The following is a 22,617-nucleotide window of genomic DNA, read 5'->3' as shown; positions in this document are numbered from 1 at the left end:
TCCGAAAATCAATGCTGTTGGCCAGCCCAAACTCTCGGGTGCCGGCCCCTCCAGGGCCTCGCCTCCTCCAGATCCCGTGCGATGCGAACCAGCGTCGCCTCGTCGCCAAAACGGCCAACTATTTGCAGGCCGATAGGCATGCCGTTGGAACTTTGTCCCAATGGCAAGGATACAGCTGCATGTCCCGTGACATTCAGCACTCCAAGATATTGATAAAGCGCAGCATCCGCTTCCATGAATTCTTCCGCCGAGAGCGTTGGGTTGGTCGTGCAGTAAATAGTGCCGTGTGGTAGAGCCGCCGTTGGCAAAGTGGGCGTTAGCAGTATGTCGTACGGTTCGACCGCCTCAGCTACGCGCACCCGCAGTCTTCGCATGAGCTCATGTACGTCCCCCATTAGAAATGGTGATGCTCTTCGGCCATATTCATAAATCTTTAAATTGATGGGTTCCACGGTATCCGTATTAATGGTCCGCCCCATTGCCTGGGCCGATTCCCCAAGTAGGTGCGCGCTTCGAGCAGAACCGGCGAGGAATATTCTGGAATATTCTGCAGGTTCGTAAGGTGGCTCGATTTCGATGATCCTGTGCCCCATTTCCTCAAGCAAAGTGGCCACTGAATCGACGACCTCAAGGACTTCCGGCTCCAAATCCACGGCACCCCATTTGGTCCTCGCAACTCCCACCCTCAAAACGCGCGTCAGCTGTGAAAGTTCTTCGCAATAAGAACGCTTCGGTTGGGTGATGATGAACGGATCGCCAGGATGAGGGCCGGAAAAAACATCGAGCGCGGCGGCCATGTCACGGACCGTCCGACAGAGAACAAACTCCCGACTACGGCCAAATGATGCGTCTTGGTTGTTTGGGCCGCCGGAGACGCGTCCGCGAGATGGATTCAAGCCGACAAGACCGCACCAGGATGCCGGTATACGAATTGATCCGCCGCCGTCGCTACTGTGTGCGATGGGCGTAATGCCGGCAGCAACAGCAGCCGCGGATCCCGAGGACGATCCACCCGCAGACCGGTCCAAATCCCAAGGGTTGCCAGTGACACCATTTAAAATCGATTGGCTCATGCCTGATGTCCCGAATTCGGGCATCGTTGTTCTTCCGAGGGTCCTGAGCCCTGCCTCCCGTGCGCGGCGAAAATAATAGCTATCTGTATCAGGTCGGCAGCCCTTGAACAGACGGCTTCCTTTTTCCTGGAGGCGGCCAGCCTCGCTTGCTCCGGTGTCTTTTCGAAGAAATGGTACACCGGCAAAAATACCGTCATTCGCACCGGCGACAGATTCGGCATCCTCGTAGAACTCGATGACAGCGTTTACCCGGGGATTCACCTCATCGTGCGCTTCTCGTGCCAAGCGCGTTAGCTCCAACGGTGTAATTTCACCCGCTTTCACGAGAGACGCCAGACCGGTGGCGTCTTGCTGCACATATTCATCAAGCCTCACCGCGACTGTCCTCTCTTTACGAGTGTCTCAGGCACTCAATTCACCGGAGTCCCGCGTGTCGGATACTAAGTCGCAGGTTTCGCCCACAAATGCAACGATTGTTTTACTTCTTTATTTTTGATGCAATTGTTTTCTGGTGCAATTTGAACTCCAGGTCGGCACTTGACGATCGGCGTCTTAAACCAAGCCTTTTGCTACCGTCACATAGCCCTTCTCTCAAGCGGAAGCTCCGAGACCGGGCATAGGCTTCTAGCGATGGCCCCCGCCCGGCCGCAACGTTCTGGCACGGACCCGTTGATTGAGCGAGGCCGGCCTTAAGCCATCCCTAATCGAGGGCACTTCGATTTCACAACAATGCAGCACCAACTCACGCCCTAATTCGGAACCACCGGGAGGAGGACGTGGGAAGGATGATCGGCATCATGGTAAATTACGTTCTCGGCAACCTTCATCTCGGTTTGCGTATTGTCCCCGCCAGTGTTTAGGTTTCGAGCATAGGAAGGAAATAGACTGCTCGACACCTGCACGGCGATGCGGTGCCCCGGACCAAACCAATAGCCGGTTGCCTGCATATTGATGTCAACGCGGTAGATTTTGCCCGGCGCGAGAAATTCCGGTCGCGTATAGTCTTGTAGATATCGGCGCGATTCCTTGTAGGCTTCCCGATAGCGTGCGCGGGAAAGTCCCATCTGAATCGGATAGACTCTTCCGTCCGGATATATGTCATTGAGTTGTACAAAGAAGTCGGTGTCAACAGCCGACGACGAAATGTATAGAACGGCGCGCAACGGCCCAGTCACTTCCATACCCTCCTTGAGCGGCTTGCTCTTATAGACAAGGCGGTCAAGTCGCTGATCTACAGGCCGTTGGTCGATCGGCGGACCTCCATCGCCGGGAACAGGATCAGCGGGGTCGTATTTGTAGCGGTCGGGCGGTCCCTTCGCGATGACGGTGGACAGTTCACCGTCACCCCGACCCGTATTAGCATTTCCACCACTCGTCATAAAATAGGGAACAAATCGCGTCCCAGGCAGCGGCCAACTGTCACTGGATTTCCAGAGATTTGCCCCCATCAAATAGTACTGAACGTGGGGTAGATTGAGACCACCAGGGCGCCCGTACAACCAATGCTCGTACCAGCGCAAATATAACCCCCAGTAATCTTGCCGCACGTCCCCGAAATTGCGCTCTCCATAAACATATGGCGACTGATTGGTCTCGGTTTGGCAGTGTGAGGTTGGGGAGATGATTATGTACTGGTTGCGGCGCGACCGTTCCGAGACCGACTGTTCTTGGAACGCGTTGAACAGGTCGAGTTGGTCCCCGACGTTGGGATCGAACCAGGAATTGACGTGGAGCGCAGCTACGTCCGGCCGCGAGTTTTTGTCAAAGAGCTGGTATCGATCCCACCAAGGCTCGCCGGCAGCATGGGTGGTCCAATCGCGCCAATCGTTCGGATAACCGCCAGACCGCTCGGTCATATCAGCAATTGGCAACGTACGAACGAATGCGGCAATGTCGGTATTCGGCGGCTGGCTGCCCCACGTTGGGTTGTCGCGAAGGAATCTGAACCACCGGCTGAATCTGGGAAGGTTGTCGGGTTGAAAGTCGTAAGGCATGTTGCGCATCGAGCCGGAAGCGCCTTGCGGAACAATAGCCGCGAGCCCCGGCGGACGGCGCTGCGACATCATGATTTGTGCAATGCCGAGCGCCGAGCAACCAAAGCCGCCGACCTTGCCGTTTGACCAATGTTGTGATGTGATCCAACTGATGGTCTCGTAACCATCGTCAACGTCGCCTAGCAAAATGTGGTAGGGCCCCTCCGAACTATATCGGCCGCGAACGTCCTGAACCACGACTGCAAAGCCCTGCCCGGCGAACATGTAGGCTACGCCACTATGTGCAGCCGACTCATGCCGCTCTTGGTAGGGCGCTTTACTGTATGGTGTGCGGATCAGAATTGTCGGCAACCGGCTATCCACCCCTTGCGGACGATAGATATCGGCGTAGAGACCGATCCCATCGCTCATCTGGATGCGAACGTCCTTTTCGATATTTACCTCGTAGCGGGGCCGTGGGAAAGGAATAACGCCGGCGCCGTCGGCTTGCACGCCTGAGGAGCATTCGGTACAGGCAGTTGCTGAGCTTGCGACGGGAACCAGATCAGTGGAAGCAGCCATCGCGAGGGCTCCCTTTACCTAGCCGCCGCGCTTTGGATGAAGTTGCCGTCACGGCAAGCCTCCTCGTTTGGGGCCTGCGCATGAACGGCAGGCCAATTGATCGACTGCTTGATAGACGCCAGACCGTGACGTCATGCTGACATACTCATCAAGCCTCACCGCGACTGTTCGGTCTTCTCGAATGTCCCTAGGCACTCTATTCACCGGATGTCGCATGTTGGGGTAGTGAGTTGCAGGTTTTGCCAGAAAATGCAACGTTTGTTTTAGATTCGAAGTTTTAATGCATTTGTTCTCTTGGGATCGTGAAATGACGCCGGATACCCACTTGACGCCGGTGACACCGGTTTTGAGACAGGAGAGAATGTCGCGGCCAGGCGGCGATCCCCCCGGTAAGGACGATCCAGGTAGAGGACTGCCGGTCGGGCGTGTTTAACTCAGCGCAGCCTGCGTTCCAATTTATGAAACGTATGGATTATCTGTTGTCATCTACAACATATGTTGCAAGTCCAATCGAGCTGAGGTACAGATGCCGTTGACGCAAGTATTTAGGGTTTCAGACATTGAAGATTCCGCAGCTCGTTAAGTCACGACGGTGCATGGCCACCGTTTAGGTGCAGTTGATTCACGACCGCGTCCGCATTGCAGTTCAAGGCATTTCCATAGCGGCAACCCGGAAATGAAAAACGGCGTATCGAGCACGCTGATGGAAAAAAGAGGAAGAAAGTATGACTGACATGCGGTTGCGCGACCGCCGTAGCCCCGGCGCACCGATCATCCCGCGAGATGGGTGGGAGTTGCCGCCCTGGAACCGCTGGACCAACCAGCATGTCCGCGAGATGACGGCAACGGCCCCGATTTGGCGGGGCGACGGTCCCGTGCGGCCACTACCCGAGAGCCTTCAGCCACTTGGCGACATTATGATCGATTTCCGTGAAGGCAAACGATCCGTCGACGAGTTCCTTAACGAGAGCTCTACAGACGGGTTCCTCGTTTTGCATCGGGGCCGGATCATATTTGAGCGTTACATGAATGAACTCGCCCCGCACAAGCAGCATCTTATTCACTCGGCGACCAAATCGTTCATAGGTACGCTCGCCGGAATTGTCGAGGATAAAGGTTTGCTCGATGTCAAAGAGCCGGTCACAGAATATCTGCCGGAACTCGCTGCAACCGCCTTCCGGGGAGCGACGGTGCAGCAGCTGCTCGACATGACTGGCGGTGTATTCTTCGACGAATCCACGAATGAAGATTCCCACATCCGGAAGCTTTTTCTCGCCAACGGCTGGTACCCGCACAACCGACCAGACTGGCCACGCACTGTATGGGACCTGATCCTCTCGCTCGATAAAGCAGCGCGGCCACACGGTGCCTCGTTCCATTATTGCAACATCACAACCAACGTGCTGGGCTGTGTCTTGGAGCGGGCGTCTGGGCTGTCGTTGGCCGATCTCATGAGCCAAGAGATTTGGGCGCAAATGGGCGCTGCTGAGGATGCCTATATCACTGTGGACCACGCCGGTTTAGCCGCGGCGGGCGGCGGCTTGTGCGCGACTCTGCGTGATCTGGGTCGGTTTGCAATGTTGCTGGTTGACGGAGGTGCCCGGGACGGGCGCCAAATCATTCCGCACAGTTGGATAGAAGAAACACGGAGCGGCGGTGTCGAACTCTCAGGCAGCAGCCGCCAGTCACTTCCCAACGGAGCCTATCACAACCATTGGTGGATAGAAGATAGGCGTTGTGGCACTTTGTGGGCGCGTGGACAGGATGGGCAGATCGTCTTTATCGACCCGGACGCTGAGTTTGTAGCCGTAAAGCTTTCCTCTCTCACCAACGACGAAAACTACACCCAACGTCGCCTTGACGAAAGGCCGGCGCTGCTTGCGATCCGCGATGCGCTGAGCACAACCTGACACCTTCAACCAGCGACTCCTACGCTCCGCGCTCGCCTCTCCGATTAACAGGGTCAATGACCTCATGCCGTGCAACTTTAGAGTCTGAACGTCCTCAACTGTCGGCTCACTACATTGCTCGCGGGAAGTGCAGATCCTACCGATTGCCAAACCTTGCGACTTTTCGAGGTGCGTACCCAACGGCTTCGAGGCGAGGTGCTGCTAAGACTTAGTTAACAGTCCAAAATGGGAGGTGAATCATGATTATATCTCGGCGCGACATCATCAAGATGGGCATGGCGGCAGGAGCTGCGCTATCCTTTCCGCCAATTCCGCGCGTACATGCTGCCTCAACGGCAGCGGGTACCGTTCGCATGGCGATGCACAGTCACCTCCTTGCCTATGATCCGTATTATTCGTATTCAACTATAACTTGGGATCACGCCCTCGCAATTTATGACACCCTTTTCGGCCTTGACAGCCAAATGAAACCGCAACCACAGATGGTGGGTGAGTGGAAGGTTTCCGGGGACAAAAGGAGTTACACATTCGAACTGCGGGATGGCTTGGCGTGGCATGACGGGACTCCAGTCACTGCGGCTGACTGTGTCGCCTCGCTTCGCCGCTGGGGTCAGATGAAGGCGGGTGTTGGACCACTGGTAACGGAACGAGTCAAGGATATTTCAACCAAGGGCGCTAAGACCTTTATTATTGAGCTCAAGGAGCCGCTGAGCTTGCTGATCGACATCTTGGCGGCCGAACGTATTTTTGTCATGCGAGAGAAGGATGCAATTCGTCCCCCAACCCAGCAGGTTACCGCGAATATTGGGTCGGGGCCTTTCAAGTTCAATCTTGATCTCGCCAAGCCGGGCGCAAGCGTTACTTACGATCGCAACTTAAATTATGTGCCGCGTGCGGAGCCGCCAGATATGTATGCAGGCGGCAATGTGGTCGGATCCCTCGCAGGATAGTAGGGACCATTTGCCTGACTCCCGTCACCGCCATAGAGCGATGGATGCACATTTGACCCGGACCCCGTTACAATCAGTCAGAGATATTTGTATAGCTCAACGACATCCGCCGAAATGGCAACAAGCGGCTGACGAGGCAGTGGGCGGACACCCGTAGATGCGACCGCATAAATCCCGCCACGTAAAGTCTTTGCTCTCATTCATTTCGGCCCCTCATATGAACTTGATCCGTTTAATTCATTATTGAATAAGATGCAACATTTGTTTTACCGCGGGATGTGCCGACGTTTGGTAAGTTTGACTCGCCAGCACCACAGTCCTTGGAGGCTCCTTTCGAAGTAAAACATTCGGCCATCGCCGTCATAGCGATGGCCGAACCTCTGACTCGTGCGAGTTATACTCTTGTCGGGCGCTACGCTTTCCTGAGATTCCACATGGGAAGAATCTGCGGCATACCAATCAGGCCGGTTAGAGCTTTTCTATATGCAATAGGCTGGGAATTTTGACCAAGCCTCATATCGCCGACGAAATCCCACCATACAGTTTGCATCTGCCGAGCCAGATCCTTGCGTTGGTCAAGCGTTTCAACGTCCGCCCATTTGGCCCGCAACGCCTCATACTCATCGGATTTCGGCCAACCGTACCAGGCGTCGTCACCGCTCGCGACCAAGAAAGGCGAGCCAATGGGATTTCCAAGGGCGTAGTCTGACTGGTCCGAAATGAAGAGACTCCAGCCACCATTGTCGACTGGGCCTTTGTTAGACCGGCGCGTGGCAAGCTCACCCCAAGCCATCGGGGCAAGCTCTGCATTGACTCCAACTTTGCGTAGGGTGTCTGCTAGCAGTTGGCAGGCGCTACTTGCTGCCAATCCCAAGTCAGTCGGTTGGAGAATGAGAACCTTTTCGCCCGCATAACCGGCCTCCTTGAAGAGCTGCTTGGCCTTCTCCGGATCCCCTCCCTTCTTGAACCATCCCGTATTTGCATCATTTGTGTAAAGCGTGGAATGTCCGAATATAGATGTAACGGTGCTACGGAATCTTGGATCCGGGAACAGGATATTTAGGAACGCTTCCTGGTCAATCAGATGGAGCAAGGCCTGACGGGCCTTCACATTGTTGAACGGAGGCTGCAAGAAGTTCATCCGCAGGACATTGTTCAACCCCCCTTGATTCAGGTCCCGAACCTCAAGGTTAGGATCGGCATCGATGACTGACAGAAGATCAACTGCCGGACTGTCGAGGAGATCGACCTCGCCCGCTTGAAGTGCTGCTAGAGCAGTCTGCTGGTCCGAAATGATGTTCCAAACCACGCGATCTACGTTCACGATCTTGCCGCCGGCCAATCCGTTAGAAGCTTCCTGTCGCGGTACATATTGATCGTTGCGATCATATGCAAAGCTGGCGCCGGGCCTAGCAAGGTTTTTGTTGAACCTGAAGGGGCCCGACCCAATGTTTGAGGTTACCTGCTCAGTGGCAGGGAGCTCTGCGTCTTTTTCACGCATCATGAATGGCAGTGGCGCAGTGACGTCCCCTAGAATATTGATCAGCAACGAAAGAGGTTCGTTGAGTACTATAGTGAAGGTGCGTTGATCCTTCGCAGAGATGTCTCTTGCCCGCGCCATGATCAATTTTCCACCGGGATGGACTTTTGCCCACCGGCGAAGCGAGGCGACACAGTCAGCCGCAGTGACTGGAGTGCCGTCATGCCACGCCAAGCCATCCCTCAGTTCGAACGTGTAAGTCCTTTTGTCCTCGGAAACGCCCCAGTTGCCCACCATTTGTGGTTGCGGCATGAATTTCGAATCAAGGGCGAACAATGTGTCGTAGATTGCCGCGCCATGATTAGCGGTTACGCCGGATGTGGTCCAAATTGGATCATAGACCTTAAGGTTGTCCCTTACCATACGGATCGTTAGAGGTTCGGCAGCCGCTGCCTTAGAGCGCAGGACCGATGGGGTCGAGAGAGCCGCTCCGGCGGCCAGACTCACTTTGAAGAGTTCGCGTCGAGAGATCGTCATGCTTCGGTTCCCTTCTTTATGTTTTGTTGCAAGCAATTAGCGTAGCTTTGTAGCCAGTCTTGCTCATGACACGCTGTCAGTCGTCACAGCTACCATTCCACAAACGAGCTTGCAACATTTGTTTTGCATCGTATTATATGCTCCAATCGTATCATCTAGCAAGATATCATCGATCGAATACGACAGTTCTTGCGCTAAGGTCTTTGCCTCGGATGTTCCCGGGTGTGTTGAGGTTTTTCATACAGGCTGTGATTTTTCCTCAATTCACAACCAGAGGGAGCAAACTTGATTGGTCGATCGGAAACATTGAAGTATCCGGTATCGCCGACTTTCATGATAGGACGCCAGATTGCAGATATTCGCTTAATTTATCGGCGTCCCTGCATAAAACGGGCTCCGGGATCCAAGTAAGCTCTTATGGGAAATCTTTTGGGAGATACGTCAAATGCCCAGTCTAAAACGTTGGTGCGCTCTGCCAAGCTCGACCAATCTTTTCACTTAGGAGCGGTGGCATGAGAGATAGTAACCTCCGGCCACCCCTTCCCCGTGCCGAGCCCCGGATCCGGGTCCTTCATGAGGATATCACGATAGACTCGTTCGGTTGGCTGCGTAACCACCAAGATCCGGATATCTTCGCGTATTTTGAAGCCGAGAACAGCTACGCTGAGCAAGCTACGGCTCATCTAGCAGGGCTCAAGGCGGAGCTGGGCGCTGAAATCGAGGGGCGTCATGCCTGCGGCGGAGCCCCACCGCCGTTCCAAGTTGGACTTTTCGAATACTTTCAAACGCACGAGCGGGGCCTGCCTCACCCAGCTTGGTGGCGCCGGCCGATGACCGGTGGCCCGGCTGAGCTTGTTCTCGACGCGAACATGATTCCTGGGGCCGAGGTTTTCTATTCGCTCGGTGTCTTCGAACCAAGCGACGACGGACGTTATGTGGCATTTAGCTTTGATCTGATCGGCGACGAGGGGTACGAGTTGAGAGTACGGGATGTCACCCACGACTGTGACGTCTGGCGAGAGTCTGGACGAGCCGGGCGAGTTGTCTGGGCGGCTGATAATCGTACGCTCTTTTTCACACGGGAACGGACTGATCGCCGGCACCACGACCGGGTCGTTCGACTAGATGTCGAGGTTGGAAGTCCCGAAGTAGTGTTCGAGGAAGCCAACGAGCGACTGGCGGTGCTGATCCGGCGTTCGGCTAGTGGCGCTTGGCTGTTCCTCGACGTCGTGTCAACCACAGACAGTGCCCCTCTCGTTCAGCGAGGTGCTGTAGAGGTATGGTGTCTTCCTGCCGACAAGGCAGGCGCCAGCTGGCGCCGGATCGCGAGGCGTGAACTCGGGCACAAAATCTACTCGGAACATTGGGGCGACAGCTTCCTGTTTCGGGTCAACGACGTTGGAGAGTGTTGGCGACTCGTCCGTGCGCCCATAGAAGATCCGTCCCCGTCGCGGTGGGACGAGATCGTACCGCATCGATCCGGCGTGATGCTCGAGGAGATCCATGTTCTTGAACAGCACCTGGTTTTGCTCGAACGAGTAGGCCTTAGCCCTCGCCTGGCCGCCCGTGATGGAGGAGGGCGGGTCAGCGTGACGATCGTTCCCGACGAGTCGAGCTGCACTGTAAAGGTCGGTCTGTCGGCAGGTGGTCGTTATTCCACGGCACGGCATGTGTTCCGGAGCCACAAGTTGATTTATTCGGTCAGCTCGTTTGTGACGCCGGACACCGTCGTCGAGCATGATCTCGCTGCCGACCGGTCGGCAGTATTGTACCAGGCTCGCATTGCTGGATATGATCCAGCTCATTGAGGCGACAGTAGTGATGGTGGAGGCCGAAGACGGAGTGCAGATCCCCGTCTCCTTGGTGGGGCGGCGTGACCGAAAAAGCCCCGGGCCGGTACTACTCAACGTTTACGGCTGTTACGGGCTATCGAGACGGCCCTCGTTCTTTGCGCAGCCCTCGTCCATGAGGGAGCGGTTGAGCCTGCTCGATCGAGGAGTTGTTTTCGGCTTTGCGCATGTACGAGGGGGCGGCGAACTCGGGCCCCGATGGCACGAGGCGGCTCGCCGCGATCGAAAGCGCATAACCTACACAGATCTGATTGCAGTTGCCGAGGGGCTGGTTAAGCGGGGACTCGCGGCCCGCGATGGCATCGTTCTTGAGGGCATAAGTGCAGGCGGTGGCACCGTGCTTGCCACTGCCGCCTTACGGCCCGATTTGTTCCGCGCCGTACTCGCCGAAGTTCCCCTCGCGGACGTCCTTGATACCGAGCTCGACTTCACGAGACCATTCGCGCTGAACGAAACCGCGGAGTACGGAGATCCCCGACTTCCCCACGAGTATCGTTATCTGCGCGCGTACGATCCGTATTACAGCCTCGGGCATGATCGTCCACTTCCGCCGACATACGTTGACGCTGCGCTCAATGATGCTGGATGGCTGGTCCACTGGAGTAGCACAGTGATGAAGTGCACCCTGCCTGGGACACTTCAAGGAGACGAGACTGGGACATGGCTAGACGGCAAAGAGTTATTGATGAGGATAAAAACTCAGCGACGCGGGCAAAGTGCCAGCAAGTCTACAGATGAGGCTGGCATCAGTCTTCAACAACTTAGGAGTGGCATAATCCGAAGTTACGCTGGCGCGGCCGACCTGCCAGATGGTCAGGAAGAGTTGTAGGCGTCGCGAATCTGCTTAGCGCAAGCAATGTGCCGGCGCCTCAGGAACGGGCACGGACCAAGGCCTAGCGCCAAGCGCCGGATCAGGGAAACAAGCAAAAGTCGGGCAGAGCACCCCGATCTCATTTTTCGCGCAGCCTTACGGAACTTCGAGGAAAATCATTTTCCCGAAGTCCCGCTGAGGATGTGAACCGGCAGCCATTGAGCCCCAGCCGTTCGCGGATACTAGTGATCACCTGTGGCGTGGCCGCGTCCCCGGCGATGATGACCCCCGGGTCGCCTGGCGCTTGCCTGAAAACAGGACGAAGATCTCGACATCGCCATGATAGCCACGGCCGGATCCATCCTGGGCAGGATGTGTAATGCCCATAGGATATCAACCCCTCTGCATGTTCCACATCGCCGTGAGCCTCTGCATGCCGATGACGCCGGTCAGCCTTTTGCGGCGTGCGATCGGCGTGAAAAAGTGGCCCAGCCGGATCACCTGCATGCGGGCGTCAGCATAAGAGTCTACGCTCTAATTTGGTTAAGCGTTTCCCGCCCTCCGGTGCAACAACAACGGTTTCGCTAAACGGTGGGGCACGCGCGGACGTATACATGTGGAAGACCTGGTTTTCAAGTTGCCAGTCGCTGTCGGCCAGGAAGACGCGGGTGAAATCACTGGTGCGAGGAGGCACTTGAGGGCGAGCGTATAACCAGTGATACCGGTGTAGCTGTCGCGCAGTCCAGCCGCCAACATCCCTTCGCGCACGACGCAGTCAACGTTCCTTGTATATACGCCGGCCTCATGGTGCGGAACTGCTCGTCCTGAATCCGGATCATCGTTTCGGCGGTCCGGATTTGCTCATCGGTCGGCGCACCGATTACTTTCGGGCGCATTAATCGCGCGGTGTAGCCGCGAAAGTACGGGACCGGTTCCACAAACACGATGTCCCCCTTCTCCAACATACGGTCGCTGAGCGAGGCGTGAAACGATGTCGAAGGTCCCGACGAGATGACGGCGACCTGCGCATCGTCCGCGCCAACTGTGCCACGCTTCGCTGATCATGGCTGCGCAGCGTTTCAATGGCGCCTCGCGAATGACTCGGGTCGCAGTTGGATTGGCAAACTTCGGTAACGTCAAGGGCATGTGAGACGTTTGGATTATCATCACATATATACAACATTTGTTGCAAATCGATATCAGCTGCGATACATATGTCGTAGGCGCGAGCGTTTACGTTGCAGACATTCCGAAGCGGCGGGAAGTCCTTACAACAAACAACCGAAAGGGGAACTTCGATCATGATTATCTCTCGACGAGACGTTTTGAAGATGGGAATGGCCACGGGAGCAACGCTTGCGACGCCATCGTTCCTGCGTGCTCAAACTAAGCCGGTTGATGGGCGGACGGTCCAGATGGTGATGAGTGGTGACCTCAGCGTCTTTGATCCGATGTCCACGACGGCTGGTATTACCTTCAACAATTCCCTGGCGATTTACGACACGCTGTTCTCACTCGACCACAAGCTGATGCCACAGCCGCAGATGGTCGGGAATTGGGGTATCTCCGACGACAAGAAGACTTATACATTCGAACTCCGCGACGGCCTGAGCTGGCACGACGGCACTCCCGTCACGGCGGCCGACTGCGTGGCTTCGCTCCGTCGCTGGGCTCAAGTGGATGAAGGCGGAAAGCTGATCATGGAGCGGGCCCGGGATATCTCAAAGAAGGATGACAAGACCTTTGTGATCGTCCTGAAGGAGCCGCTGGGGCTCTTGATCAATCTGCTGCCGGGTTGGACATATCATCCTGCTGTGATGCGCGCGAAGGACGCCGACCGCCCCGCAACCGAGCAAGTCACTGCGAATATTGGATCGGGGCCGTTCAAGTTTAATCATACCCTTGCCAAGCCGGGCGCGAAATTCACCTACGATCGGAATGAAAAATACATAGCTCGCAGCGAGCCATGCGACGGTTTCGCGGGCGGGAAGGTCGTCAAGGTCGATCGAGTCATATGGAACAATATTGGCGACGGCCAGACCGCTTTGGCGGCCTTGCAAACGGGTGAAGTTGATTTCCTTCAAGCTCCGCCTGCAGACTTTTATCCAGTAATTGAGGGCGACCCCGACCTCGCGCTTCAGGTTCTCAACAGCGGCGGTGTCGTACAGTGCTTGCGAATGAATTGTCTTCAAAAGCCCTTTGATAAGGCTAAGGCGCGCCAGGCGATGCTTCATCTGATCGATCAGGAAGCATTCTTGCGTCTTTCGGCGCCCGACGCCAAGTACGGCAAAGTCGTTACTTCGATATTTGGAAACGATACGCCGTATTCCAACGACGAAAATACGGGATGGTTCAAAAAGGGGGGCAACCCGGAAAAGGCGAAGCAACTCTTCCAGGAGGCTGGATATGCCGGCGAGAAAGTCGTTATTCTCCAGCCAACCAACATCGCATCTCTTAATAATGCCGCACAGCTTGTGGCGGCCCAGTTGCGCAAGATTGGGGTCAATGCCGAGCTTGCGCCGAGCGACTGGGGTGGGCTCGTCGCGCGCCGGGCGAACAAGGGTCCCGTTGAGAAAGGCGGCTGGAGCATATTTCTCACGGACGACGCAAACGCTGCCTTGAGCAATCTGATCAGCCAAATCTTCCTTACGGCGAGTGGTGAGAAGAGCTGGTACGGCTGGCCGAAGAGTGACGCATATGAGGCGCTTCGGGCCAAATGGGAAGGTCTCGAAACGCTCGAAGAGCGCAAGGCCCTCGCACGCAAGATGCAAAGGATCTGGTGGGATTTTGTTGGCGACGTGTACTTGGGCCAAATTGTGTCGCCAATCGCGCGCCGGAAGACGCTCACGGGGCTCGTCGAGACGCCGCAAGGCGTTGTCGCGATGTGGAACATGCAGAAGGCCTGAGAACACTATCATCCAGAACACCTCGAACATCGCAGCACGATGGTCGAGGTGTTCACGTCCTGCTTTTTAGGTTGGCGCCCGCGATCCGGCGTCCACTGCGCAGACGATCGTTGCCACTTGGCCAAATCCTATGCCGGTTCCGTTGCATTGACTTGGCGTCCACGGGGGCCAACCTTTGATTGGGTCTGTGAAAAACCGTGCGTATTCCAATGAAGTCGGACGGTGATTCCGAAACGAAACCGGACACCCATTCCAATTTGATGCCGGACGCTTTTCCGGGTCGAAGCCGGACAGGCTTGAGCGGCCTTGGGTCTTTGTAAGGTTTGTCGAGGAATTGTTCTCCGGTCAAGCCATGGTTGTATCGGTGGAGGGCGTGGGGCGCTGTTTTCGCATGCTTTCGCCGGAAAGTTCGACGCGATAGGCGTTGTGCACGAGGCGGTCGAGAATAGCGTCGGCGATGGTCGGATTTCCGATCATTTCGTACCAATGGTCGACGGGGATCTGGCTGGTGATGATGGTGGATCGCCTTTCGTAGCGGTCCTCAACAATCTCCAGGAAATCGCGGCGCTGCTCGTCGTTGAGTTTTTCAGGCCCCCAGTCGTCAAGTACCAGCAAGTCTGTTCTGGCGAGAGACTTGAGGACTTTTGCATAGCGACCGTCACCACGCGCGATGGCAAGCGAAGCGAACAGCCTTGGCATTCTGTGGTAGGCGACGGAGAGATCTTCGCGGCATGCCTTATGGCCGAGCGCGCAGGCGAGCCAGCTTTTGCCGACACCGGCGGGGCCGATCAAGAGCAGACTGTTACGCTGCCTGATCCATTCACAGGTAGCGAGCTTCAAGAAGAGATTGCGGTCGAGACCGCGCGCGGCGCGGAAGTCGATGTTCTCGATCTGTGCGTCATGGCGTAGTTTGGCCTTTATCAACCAAAGGCAGCATTATCCTTGTAACCATTTGATTCTTATGCGATTCTTAGGTTGATCCTTCAGGAGATGAAAATGGCTGAACCGATACTCGACGTGCTATCCGGCATCCGGACGGTTGATGAAATGGTTGCAACCTTCCATGATGAGAAACATTGCCGCAGATTGCTGGAAAGCATGGTGTGGCCGGAAGGCAGAATTTGCCCTTCCTGTGGCTATCGACACTCGATAGCCATTGCCGGGCGGAACACGAGTAAACGGCGGGCTCGTCCAGGTCTCTATCAATGTTCCAATGGCGAATGCCGCTTCCAGTTCACCGTGACGACACACACGCCATTGCACGCAACAAAACTGCCCTTGCGTGTCTGGCTGAAGGCCATGTGGCTGATGCTCCAGTCGGACAAGGGTCTGTCCTCGGTACGGCTGGCCGAAATCGTCGGGGTAAGCCAGCCGACGGCCTGGCGTATGGGACATGCGTTGCGTCTCATGGTGGCGCGGGAGAATATGCTCGATGGCACAGTAGAGATCGACCATTTCTATCTCGGCGGCCGAGCGAGGAAGCAGCGGGACGAACCTCCTCCGGGACGGGGACGGAAAGGTCAGGCAAACACGGAGAAAACCCCGATTATAGCGATGGTACAACGACCCTCTGATATAGTCCCCGGCACTCTGGCCGGCGATGCGCGGGCCGCGGTTGTGACAGGTCTTTCCTTGCGTGCGGCCGAGCGTGCTATTGAAACGCAGATTGAACCGGACGCGCATTTGATGAGCGACGAGGCAAAGGCATTCATGGCCATCGGTGAAAGTTTTGCCGGACATGAAACCGTGAATCATTCCAGCGGTGAATATGCCCGTGGGAATGTCCACGTCAATTCGACCGAGGGGTTCAACTCCCGCGTCAGGCGGACCATCGCCGGTGTTTTTCATCACATCAGTCCACAACATGCGGATCTGTATTTCCATGAGATCGGCTTTCGCTGGTCCCAGCGTGTTGTAACCGGAAGTGTGGTCCGGAAAACTCGGCACGGCCGGGAAACCATGCGAACTCTCTGGTCACGGGTGCCACCCGCGCTGCAACTTCTGAACGTTTTTCGCGCGGCCACGGGACGTCAGATGCGCAGAAGCCCGGACGGCGGGCTCATTATCAAATCAACTGTAGCTGCCTTTGGTTGATAAAGGCCCGTAGTTTTGCGGCGCGTGCCCTGGCTTCGAAACGCTTCTGTTGGCGCGTGGTTGCTTCGTACTCGAGCAGCAAGGCCAGCCACTCACCATGTTCGAGGCTTCTTGCGTCCGGTTGCAGTTCGAGTTCCTGATAGGCGTTGGCCATGCCGGAAAGTCCGAGGTTGCGCAGCATGTCGATGGTCGGATTGGTCAGCATTTTATGTCGTCTCCTTAATGAAAGTAGCCGGGGCCGCGCAAATTGGCATGTTCGCCGACGGCGGCAGGTTCGGCGGAATGTCTGGGTGCTTTGTGACTGGAAATGAGCGCGCCGATGCTTTTGCAGGTCAGGCCGCCGATCTCGACGGCACGAGCGGAAACGGCCTCGGCCTGCATTGTACCGATTGCTCGGTAGAGCTTGAGAACCCCGAGGCAGGTTCTGAAGCCCTGTTCGGGGTGAGGCCGGCTGGCAAGGATGGCGATGATGAGGCCTTCCGTGTTGGGTCCGATCGAGGCAGCCCAACGCCGGAACCGCTCCGGGGTCCACTCGGCATAGCGGCGGTGTGAACTGGGCATATGATCCGGGTTCGTCCCGTAGCGCGGACCGCCATAGCGGCGCTGGTGAACAGCGACGCGTTTGCCTTGGAGGAAGATCTCGATCGCGCGACTTGTGGCTCTGACGTCCACCTGCTGGCGGATCAGGTTGTGTGGCACGGAATAGAAATAGCGCTCGAATTCGACATGGTAGTCCGTCGAGACCCGCGCCAGCCGCCATTCGGCGAACTCGTAATCCTCGCCAGGAAGGGCTGCGAGCGCAGGACGCTCCATCATGTCGAACAGGTCGCGGCGGCTCTGTCCGAGGCGGCGCATGACATGGTCATTGATCCGCCTGACCGCTCCGGCGATCGCTTCATTGGCCTCTGTGAGGGAGAAGAAGGTTTGCTTGCGCAAGCGGCCGAGAATACAGCTCTGGGCGAAACGGACGCCGTTCTCGACTTTGGCCTTGTCCTTCGGGCGGCGTGGCCGTGCCGGCAGAACACCAACACCGTAATGGGACGCCATCATGCCATAACTGCGGTTGATCTCCGGATCATAGAAGCTGGCGCGGTTCACGCCGGACTTCAGATTGTCGGGGACAAGCAACCGGGGAACGCCATCGAAGAAACGGAACATGCGCACATGCGAGCCGATCCAATCAGGCAACGTCTGGGTCCAGGTGGCTTCCGCATAGGTGTAGCTTGACGCGCCGAGCACCCCGAGGAACAGTTCCGCCTCGCGCACTTCGCCGGTTTTGCGGTCGACAATCGGCACCTTCTTGCCGGAATAATCCACGAAGGCCTTGTCGCCAGCGACGTGCTCCTGTCGCATCGTCGGCGTAAGGCGGCGCTCAAATCCGCGGAATAGGTCACAAAAGCGGCTGTAACCGTAGCCGTCGGGATGCTCAGCCCGATATTCCTCCCATAGAATGGACAAGGTGACGCCGGGCTTCTTCAGCTCTATTGAAAGAGCGCTCCAGTTTGGCTCGACGCGGCGGCGCATGCCTTGTTTGACGCCCTTTGGGCTGAAAAGCCGATGTTCAAGTATATCGTCCGTCAGCTCCGCCGGCACAGGCCAGGTCAGCCCCGCAGATCGGGCGCGATCCAGATTGTCCTGAACCGTGCTGCGGGCAATACCCTGCAGCACGGCTATGTCGCGAACGCTGACGCCGTCCGCGCAAAGTCGTAGCATTTGTCTCAGTTGTCGCATGGTCAGCTTTCTCTTTGACGGCATCCACATTCCCTCGATTACCAATAGGAAATGCATGCCAAAGTTGCTGACCCAAGGGCACTCTTAACGCTTCAAAACGTCCGGCATTTGATCGGAATGCTGTCCGGCTTCATATCGGAACGGCGTCCGGCCTTTGATCGGAACCCCGTCCGGTCAATCTTCGGAATCCGCAAAAAACCGCCATCCTACTGTTGATGCCGCCTTCATGCTCAAGCCTCGCCGCGTAGCAGACAGAGGCACTTCAATTACCTTCGACACTTTGTAGGAACTCACTTCAACCCGCTGCGGTGGGCCTTTGTTCGTTGTCGCTGCTTGGGAAAATCCGAAAGAGACCGCAGTGAGAGGTGCGGTCATGCCCTCGTTTCAACTAATAAAACAAATGTTGCATCAGTTAAATAAATGATCTAAATGGAGCAAACCCATTATGAAGGCTAAGATGATGCAGGGCAAAGATGTACGTGACGATGTAGACGCCACAAGTTCCACGATTGGCCGCCCACTGCCTCGTCAGCCGCTTGTTGCCATTTCGGCGGATGTCGTTGGGCTATACAAATATCTCTGGCAGGCGACGCCTTTGCAGTACATCGAGGCGGCGGTTGCAGGTGCAGGGGTCTTTCCTTTGATCGTTCCTTCATTTGGAGACAGACTTGACTTCGATCAGCTCTTTGCCGCTGTTGACGGACTGATTGTAACGGGGTCCGGGTCAAATGTGCATCCATCGCTCTATGGCGGTGACGGGAGTCAGGCAAATGGTCCCTACGATCCTGCGAGGGATTCGACCACATTGCCGTTAATCCGCAAGGCAATTGCCGAAGGGCTCCCCGTGCTTGCGATCTGCCGCGGGCTTCAGGAATTGAATGTCGCGCTTGGCGGGACGCTTGCGACCGAAATCCAGGATAAGCCCGGAAACCTTGATCATCGGGAGGTGCCGAGCGATAACCGCGATGAGCGGTATGCCATCCACCAGACCTTGGCCATTACGTCAGATAGTTGCCTCTCCGCCATCGTCGGTGGAGACAATATCATTGTGAATTCTCTCCATCGCCAGGCAATTGGCCGGTTAGCGGAGGAGCTTGAGGTCGTGGCACGGGCCGAGGACGGAACTATCGAAGCGGTATCGGTCCGGAGCGCACGCGCTTTTGCCCTTGGGGTGCAATGGCATCCCGAATACTGGATAAAAACCGATGAGACATCCGCACGCATCTTTCGGGCTTTCGGCGACGCGGTCCGCGCCCGCGCGGCTACAAGGCTTGGCGTAGCGGACGCCGCCGAATAAATTCGCAAAGCAGAAATTCTGCAACGTGCGCCATCAAGACTCCCCTATGCCTCCGGCGATGTGGGGTCTCGATGGCCATAGCTATCGGGCGATGGAGCCATTGCGCCGCACCTTGTAGCGTCGCGGCCCAGATTTGTGAAATTAACGCGGTATTTTCGGCCTAGGGGTCGGGATCCAGACAAGTATTTAACAAGGAGGATTCATGAGTTCTGAAGCGCCGTTGCATGTCCACAGCAGCATAGGATTCGGGATCGCCACTCCCGTGCCCGCGGCCACGGCCGCAGCAAATGCTATAAGACTACAGGGCGGCAGTGTCTTCGACATGTATCTCGCCGCCCTCGCTTGCGCTTGGGTCGCAGATCCGGCAAACTGTAGCCCTTTCGGACGCATGCAAGGTGTCTTTTCCTTAGGGGGCGAAATCGGATGCCTGCATGCTCCGACTGCGATCCGGGCAGCACCAGGATCCACTATTCCCGTCCCGGCTAATATAGCCGCTTGGTACTTCCTGAAATGTAGCGGTCGGTTGCGCCTGCCATTTTCTGATCTCCTTCAGCCGGCCATAACACTCGCCCAGCATGGCTTTAAACCAAGCACGATCTTGAAGGTTGCACTTGAAAGCGAAGGTCCTGCTCTGAGTGAGCCTCTTAAGGCTATTTACTTAGACGAGACCAGTGCGCCTCGTAAAGATATCCGAAATCCTGAGCTCGCAAGCTTTCTCCAGATCCTCGCCGAATCTGACAGTGAAAATAATTTCTGGCAGAAGCTGCGAGCCCGGAACTCTGGACCTTGGCGCGTCGATGAAACTCTCGACAATCCGGTCCGTCACTCCGTTCCGCGCACACTTGAACTGGACCTTGACGGACGCCCCAGACGACTTCTTACGACTGGGACGCTTGAGACCTGGGGAACATGGACCGCACTCGGCGCGGCAGTGGCTGTCGGACTCCGTAGAAGCGGTGTGTTGAGCGATCTTTCGCGTGCCATGGAAGCCTATGTACTGTCGACTATCCTCCTCCTTGATCGGATACCTTTCGCGGTTGGCACTCTTGAACCCAAAGTCGAGTGTCCTTCCGTCGAAGTCGACGTCCCTTCGGAAGCCATCGCAATTGTAGACCGCGTAATTCAAATGATGGATGCGTCCGTCCAAGAGCTTTGGAATGGTTTAGGATCGACCTATTTCCCAGGGCCGGACAGTTGGACTGATGACGCTAACACTAATCACTTTGCCATCGCTTCCGGCGACGATTTCCTGTCGTTTACAACCTCGATCGGTCCCTGGTTTGGTTCGCGGATATCTTGGTGGGGTGCAGGGCTCGGCTACAGCTACGCTATGAAATCAAACGTGCTTTTCGAACGCCAAACCCACGACGTCACTGAGATGTCTCCGCTTATCGTAGAGGAGGCCGGCTCCCCAATTATGGCTATCGGTTCCGCCGGAAGCGAACGCATCCTTGGTTCACTCACCTATTTGTTGTTTCTGAAATTTGGTCTTGGATATTCCGAAGACATGGCAGATTTGATGGGAAAACCGCGCGTCTTTCCAAAGGACGGCAAGCTCCGGATGCACGGGGACTTTTGGCCAGAGGCGCGCGCACACCTTGAAGCCCGAGGTTTCGAGATCGCACCAACAGAATACGACCCCAGCGCCCACATGGGGCTGGTGAACGTTGTCGAGCGTGTCGACGGCCGGCGGTATAAGAGCGGAGCTGACCGGTCGAGCGCAGGCAGCGCGCTTTGATCACGTAATGGTGCGAGCGCAAGCTCGAACAGAGACGGATGCGGCGGGGTCATCCGCCTCTATCCACGGAACCTCCGAAGCTGCAACAAACGACGCCAAATCGTGAAAGGGGTCACCTCCGCATAGCATGCCTGCATGTGAAGCGAGTATTATGCGCTCCTTTAACTGAAGGGCGGAAAAACGCTGTAGGTTTTTCAACACAGCATTCTCAATGGGGGGGCGTCTCTGTATCGCTCCGGTGACGTTCGCCGGATGGATGGGTACGCGTCTCCGGCTTGAACCACTACCCATCATCGGCGGTAATCATAATCCAATGGCGACGGTTACCGGCTTCGCGAAAAGCGCCGATCCGGCCTTCTGCAGAAGCCGGATCGGCGCGCGAGGATCACGAAACTATGAATCAAGAAGATGATCGCTCGTCGTTTCGGCCTAAGGGGTCGCTTGAGAGCCGGACGTCAGCAGAAAAGCCTACGATCCATTTTGGTTAAGCGCGTCCCCCCTTCGGGCGTGACGACGATGGTTTCGCTGAAGGCCATGCCACGCGCCGATGTGTACATGTGGAAAACTTGATTCTGCTCGAGTTTCCAATCGCTATCCGCAAGGAAAACACGGGTGAAATCGCTGGTGCGAGGGGGGCTCTTTAGGCCGAGCGTATAGCCGGTAATATTCGCGTAGCTGTCGCGCAGTCCAGCCTCCAGCATCCCCTCGCGTACGACGTGGTCAACATCTTTTGCATTGACGCCCGGCCTCATGGTGCGGAACTGCTCGTCCTGAATTCGGATCATTGTTTCGGCAGTCCGGATTTGTTCATCGGTCGGAGCACCGATTGATTTCGGGCGCATAAGTCGCGAGGTATAACCACGAAAATGTGGAACCGGCTCCAGGTGTACGATATCCCCTTCAGCCAGAGTGCGGTCGCCGAGGGACGAGTGCAAAGTTCCCGAGCGGGGGCCGGACGACATAACACCGACCTGCGCATTATCAGCGCCACTACGCCACGCTTCGCTCGTCATGGCCGCAAAAACTTCGCGCTCGTTAACGCCAACCTGGGCTACCTCGAAGGCTGCCGCCGCCGCACGGTCGCAGATCTCGGCGGCCACTGTTAGACATGCAAGCTCGAGCGGGGATTTGACGAGCCGCATTTCCCACATGACGCGGGAGAAATCGACGAACTTGGCATCTGGCAGCAGACTTTCGAACTCCAATGCGCGGTTCACCGTGAGAATATGGCTATCGCGCTCGACGCCTATTGACGAGGCTCCAAAGCCGCGGGATTTGATCGTCTCGGCTGCGACCTTAATCGGGTTTTCGTTATCGGAAAATGCTACAAAATCGCTGAAACGACTTGCCTCGCTAAAGCTGGGAGAATCGAGGCCACGGATTACTGCAATGGGCTCTTGGTCGAGGGGGATGAGCAAGGCTTGGTACATGGCCGCTGTTGACGAGAAACCGCTGAAATAGGCCCGGTGTTCACGTTGGTCCACGATGAGTAGATCCACGCCGCGCTCGGCCATCTCCTTGCGCAACGCTGCGAGGCGCGAGCGGAATTCGTCGACTGGAAAGGGCGGAGGGAAGATTGGAGGCTGTTTCATCAGATCATTCCTATATCAACATACTAAGGCGGGTATGGGGGAGCCGGAAACGCCCGCGAGATCAATGTCCATTATCGCTTTCGCGCAAGGCTG

Annotated in this window: 14 protein-coding genes and 3 pseudogenes; 8 read left to right on the top strand and 9 right to left on the bottom strand. The window is 56.4% G+C overall.

Annotation, left to right across the window (positions count from 1 at the left end; all coding sequences use genetic code 11):
• Nucleotides 1-8 precede the first annotated feature (8 nt).
• Nucleotides 9-1,448, bottom strand: a complete 1,440-nt coding sequence (locus N8E88_RS02110) for an amidase (RefSeq protein ID WP_262290889.1) — start codon at nt 1,446-1,448, stop codon at nt 9-11.
• Between the two features lie 374 nt (nt 1,449-1,822).
• Nucleotides 1,823-3,628 carry a CocE/NonD family hydrolase gene (locus N8E88_RS02105; protein ID WP_262290888.1) on the bottom strand — a complete coding sequence of 602 codons (1,806 nt, stop codon included), beginning with the start codon at nt 3,626-3,628 and terminating at the stop codon, nt 1,823-1,825.
• A 725-nt stretch (nt 3,629-4,353) separates the two neighbouring features.
• Between N8E88_RS02105 and N8E88_RS02100 the strand changes: the two genes are divergently transcribed.
• Nucleotides 4,354-5,538 (top strand): serine hydrolase domain-containing protein, encoded by a 1,185-nt coding sequence (locus N8E88_RS02100; protein WP_262290887.1) that lies wholly within the window; start codon nt 4,354-4,356, stop codon nt 5,536-5,538.
• 239 nt (nt 5,539-5,777) lie between these two features.
• A complete protein-coding gene (locus N8E88_RS02095) occupies nt 5,778-6,488 on the top strand; it encodes an ABC transporter substrate-binding protein (protein ID WP_315975194.1) in 711 nt (236 codons plus the stop codon).
• On the opposite strand, the pseudogene N8E88_RS02090 reads toward N8E88_RS02095, so the two are convergent.
• A pseudogene (locus N8E88_RS02090) lies at nt 6,458-6,565 on the bottom strand (gamma-glutamyl-gamma-aminobutyrate hydrolase family protein); the annotation flags it as partial. The gene N8E88_RS02095 and the pseudogene N8E88_RS02090 sit on opposite strands and share 31 nt — an antisense overlap.
• A gap of 335 nt (nt 6,566-6,900) precedes the next feature.
• Entirely contained in the window at nt 6,901-8,505 is a 1,605-nt protein-coding gene (locus tag N8E88_RS02085) for an ABC transporter substrate-binding protein (protein WP_262290886.1), read from the bottom strand.
• A 512-nt stretch (nt 8,506-9,017) separates the two neighbouring features.
• On the opposite strand from N8E88_RS02085, the gene N8E88_RS02080 reads away from it, so the two are divergent.
• The gene (locus tag N8E88_RS02080) at nt 9,018-10,313 is read left to right on the top strand and encodes a beta-propeller domain-containing protein (RefSeq protein WP_262290885.1); all 1,296 of its coding nucleotides are present in this window, start codon (nt 9,018-9,020) and stop codon (nt 10,311-10,313) included.
• Between the two features lie 169 nt (nt 10,314-10,482).
• Nucleotides 10,483-11,184: a prolyl oligopeptidase family serine peptidase gene (locus tag N8E88_RS02075; RefSeq protein ID WP_262290884.1), complete on the top strand. Its 702-nt coding sequence runs from the start codon at nt 10,483-10,485 to the stop codon at nt 11,182-11,184.
• 656 nt (nt 11,185-11,840) lie between these two features.
• Here N8E88_RS02075 and N8E88_RS31635 read toward each other — a convergent pair.
• Nucleotides 11,841-12,131, bottom strand: coding sequence for a M24 family metallopeptidase (locus tag N8E88_RS31635; RefSeq protein WP_410010519.1), 291 nt, complete (start codon nt 12,129-12,131; stop codon nt 11,841-11,843).
• A gap of 336 nt (nt 12,132-12,467) precedes the next feature.
• Between N8E88_RS31635 and N8E88_RS02070 the strand changes: the two genes are divergently transcribed.
• Nucleotides 12,468-14,072: an ABC transporter substrate-binding protein gene (locus tag N8E88_RS02070; protein ID WP_262290883.1), complete on the top strand. Its 1,605-nt coding sequence runs from the start codon at nt 12,468-12,470 to the stop codon at nt 14,070-14,072.
• A 345-nt stretch (nt 14,073-14,417) separates the two neighbouring features.
• Here the strand turns inward: N8E88_RS02070 and istB are convergent.
• Nucleotides 14,418-14,996, bottom strand: a pseudogene (gene istB, locus N8E88_RS02065) (IS21-like element helper ATPase IstB); the annotation flags it as partial.
• A 72-nt stretch (nt 14,997-15,068) separates the two neighbouring features.
• Here istB and N8E88_RS02060 point away from each other — a divergent pair.
• Nucleotides 15,069-16,166: an IS1595 family transposase gene (locus N8E88_RS02060; protein ID WP_262290827.1), complete on the top strand. Its 1,098-nt coding sequence runs from the start codon at nt 15,069-15,071 to the stop codon at nt 16,164-16,166.
• Nucleotides 16,167-16,173: 7 nt separating this feature from the next.
• Here the strand turns inward: N8E88_RS02060 and N8E88_RS02055 are convergent.
• Nucleotides 16,174-16,371, bottom strand: a pseudogene (locus N8E88_RS02055) (ATP-binding protein); the annotation flags it as partial.
• Nucleotides 16,372-16,385: 14 nt separating this feature from the next.
• On the bottom strand, nt 16,386-17,921 hold the full coding sequence (gene istA, locus N8E88_RS02050) for an IS21 family transposase (RefSeq protein WP_262290882.1): 1,536 nt from the start codon (nt 17,919-17,921) through the stop codon (nt 16,386-16,388).
• A 436-nt stretch (nt 17,922-18,357) separates the two neighbouring features.
• Here istA and N8E88_RS02045 point away from each other — a divergent pair, with 436 nt between their 5' ends.
• A complete protein-coding gene (locus N8E88_RS02045) occupies nt 18,358-19,194 on the top strand; it encodes a gamma-glutamyl-gamma-aminobutyrate hydrolase family protein (RefSeq protein WP_410010525.1) in 837 nt (278 codons plus the stop codon).
• Between the two features lie 202 nt (nt 19,195-19,396).
• Nucleotides 19,397-20,932, top strand: a complete 1,536-nt coding sequence (locus tag N8E88_RS02040) for a gamma-glutamyltransferase (RefSeq protein ID WP_262290880.1) — start codon at nt 19,397-19,399, stop codon at nt 20,930-20,932.
• Between the two features lie 455 nt (nt 20,933-21,387).
• Here the strand turns inward: N8E88_RS02040 and N8E88_RS02035 are convergent, their stop codons facing one another.
• Nucleotides 21,388-22,446, bottom strand: coding sequence for a M24 family metallopeptidase (locus tag N8E88_RS02035; RefSeq protein WP_262290879.1), 1,059 nt, complete (start codon nt 22,444-22,446; stop codon nt 21,388-21,390).
• Between the last annotated feature and the right edge of the window lie 171 nt (nt 22,447-22,617).

The organism is Phyllobacterium zundukense (assembly GCF_025452195.1).
GTDB classification, from domain to species: domain Bacteria; phylum Pseudomonadota; class Alphaproteobacteria; order Rhizobiales; family Rhizobiaceae; genus Phyllobacterium; species Phyllobacterium zundukense_A.
This window is presented reverse-complemented; position numbering and strand designations above follow the sequence as displayed.

What these genes read in the sequence shown, in the direction of transcription:
- istA (WP_262290882.1), bottom strand. Translation starts at nt 17,921, where the DNA reads ATGCCGTCAAAGAGAAAGCTGACCATGCGACAACTGAGACAAATGCTA.
- N8E88_RS02085 (WP_262290886.1), bottom strand. Translation starts at nt 8,505, where the DNA reads ATGACGATCTCTCGACGCGAACTCTTCAAAGTGAGTCTGGCCGCCGGA.
- N8E88_RS02095 (WP_315975194.1), top strand. Translation starts at nt 5,778, where the DNA reads ATGATTATATCTCGGCGCGACATCATCAAGATGGGCATGGCGGCAGGA.
- N8E88_RS02035 (WP_262290879.1), bottom strand. Translation starts at nt 22,446, where the DNA reads ATGGCCGAGCGCGGCGTGGATCTACTCATCGTGGACCAACGTGAACAC.
- N8E88_RS31635 (WP_410010519.1), bottom strand. Translation starts at nt 12,131, where the DNA reads ATGTTGGAGAAGGGGGACATCGTGTTTGTGGAACCGGTCCCGTACTTT.
- N8E88_RS02105 (WP_262290888.1), bottom strand. Translation starts at nt 3,628, where the DNA reads ATGGCTGCTTCCACTGATCTGGTTCCCGTCGCAAGCTCAGCAACTGCC.
- N8E88_RS02045 (WP_410010525.1), top strand. Translation starts at nt 18,358, where the DNA reads ATGCAGGGCAAAGATGTACGTGACGATGTAGACGCCACAAGTTCCACG.
- N8E88_RS02080 (WP_262290885.1), top strand. Translation starts at nt 9,018, where the DNA reads ATGAGAGATAGTAACCTCCGGCCACCCCTTCCCCGTGCCGAGCCCCGG.
- N8E88_RS02070 (WP_262290883.1), top strand. Translation starts at nt 12,468, where the DNA reads ATGATTATCTCTCGACGAGACGTTTTGAAGATGGGAATGGCCACGGGA.
- N8E88_RS02060 (WP_262290827.1), top strand. Translation starts at nt 15,069, where the DNA reads ATGGCTGAACCGATACTCGACGTGCTATCCGGCATCCGGACGGTTGAT.
- N8E88_RS02100 (WP_262290887.1), top strand. Translation starts at nt 4,354, where the DNA reads ATGACTGACATGCGGTTGCGCGACCGCCGTAGCCCCGGCGCACCGATC.
- N8E88_RS02040 (WP_262290880.1), top strand. Translation starts at nt 19,397, where the DNA reads ATGAGTTCTGAAGCGCCGTTGCATGTCCACAGCAGCATAGGATTCGGG.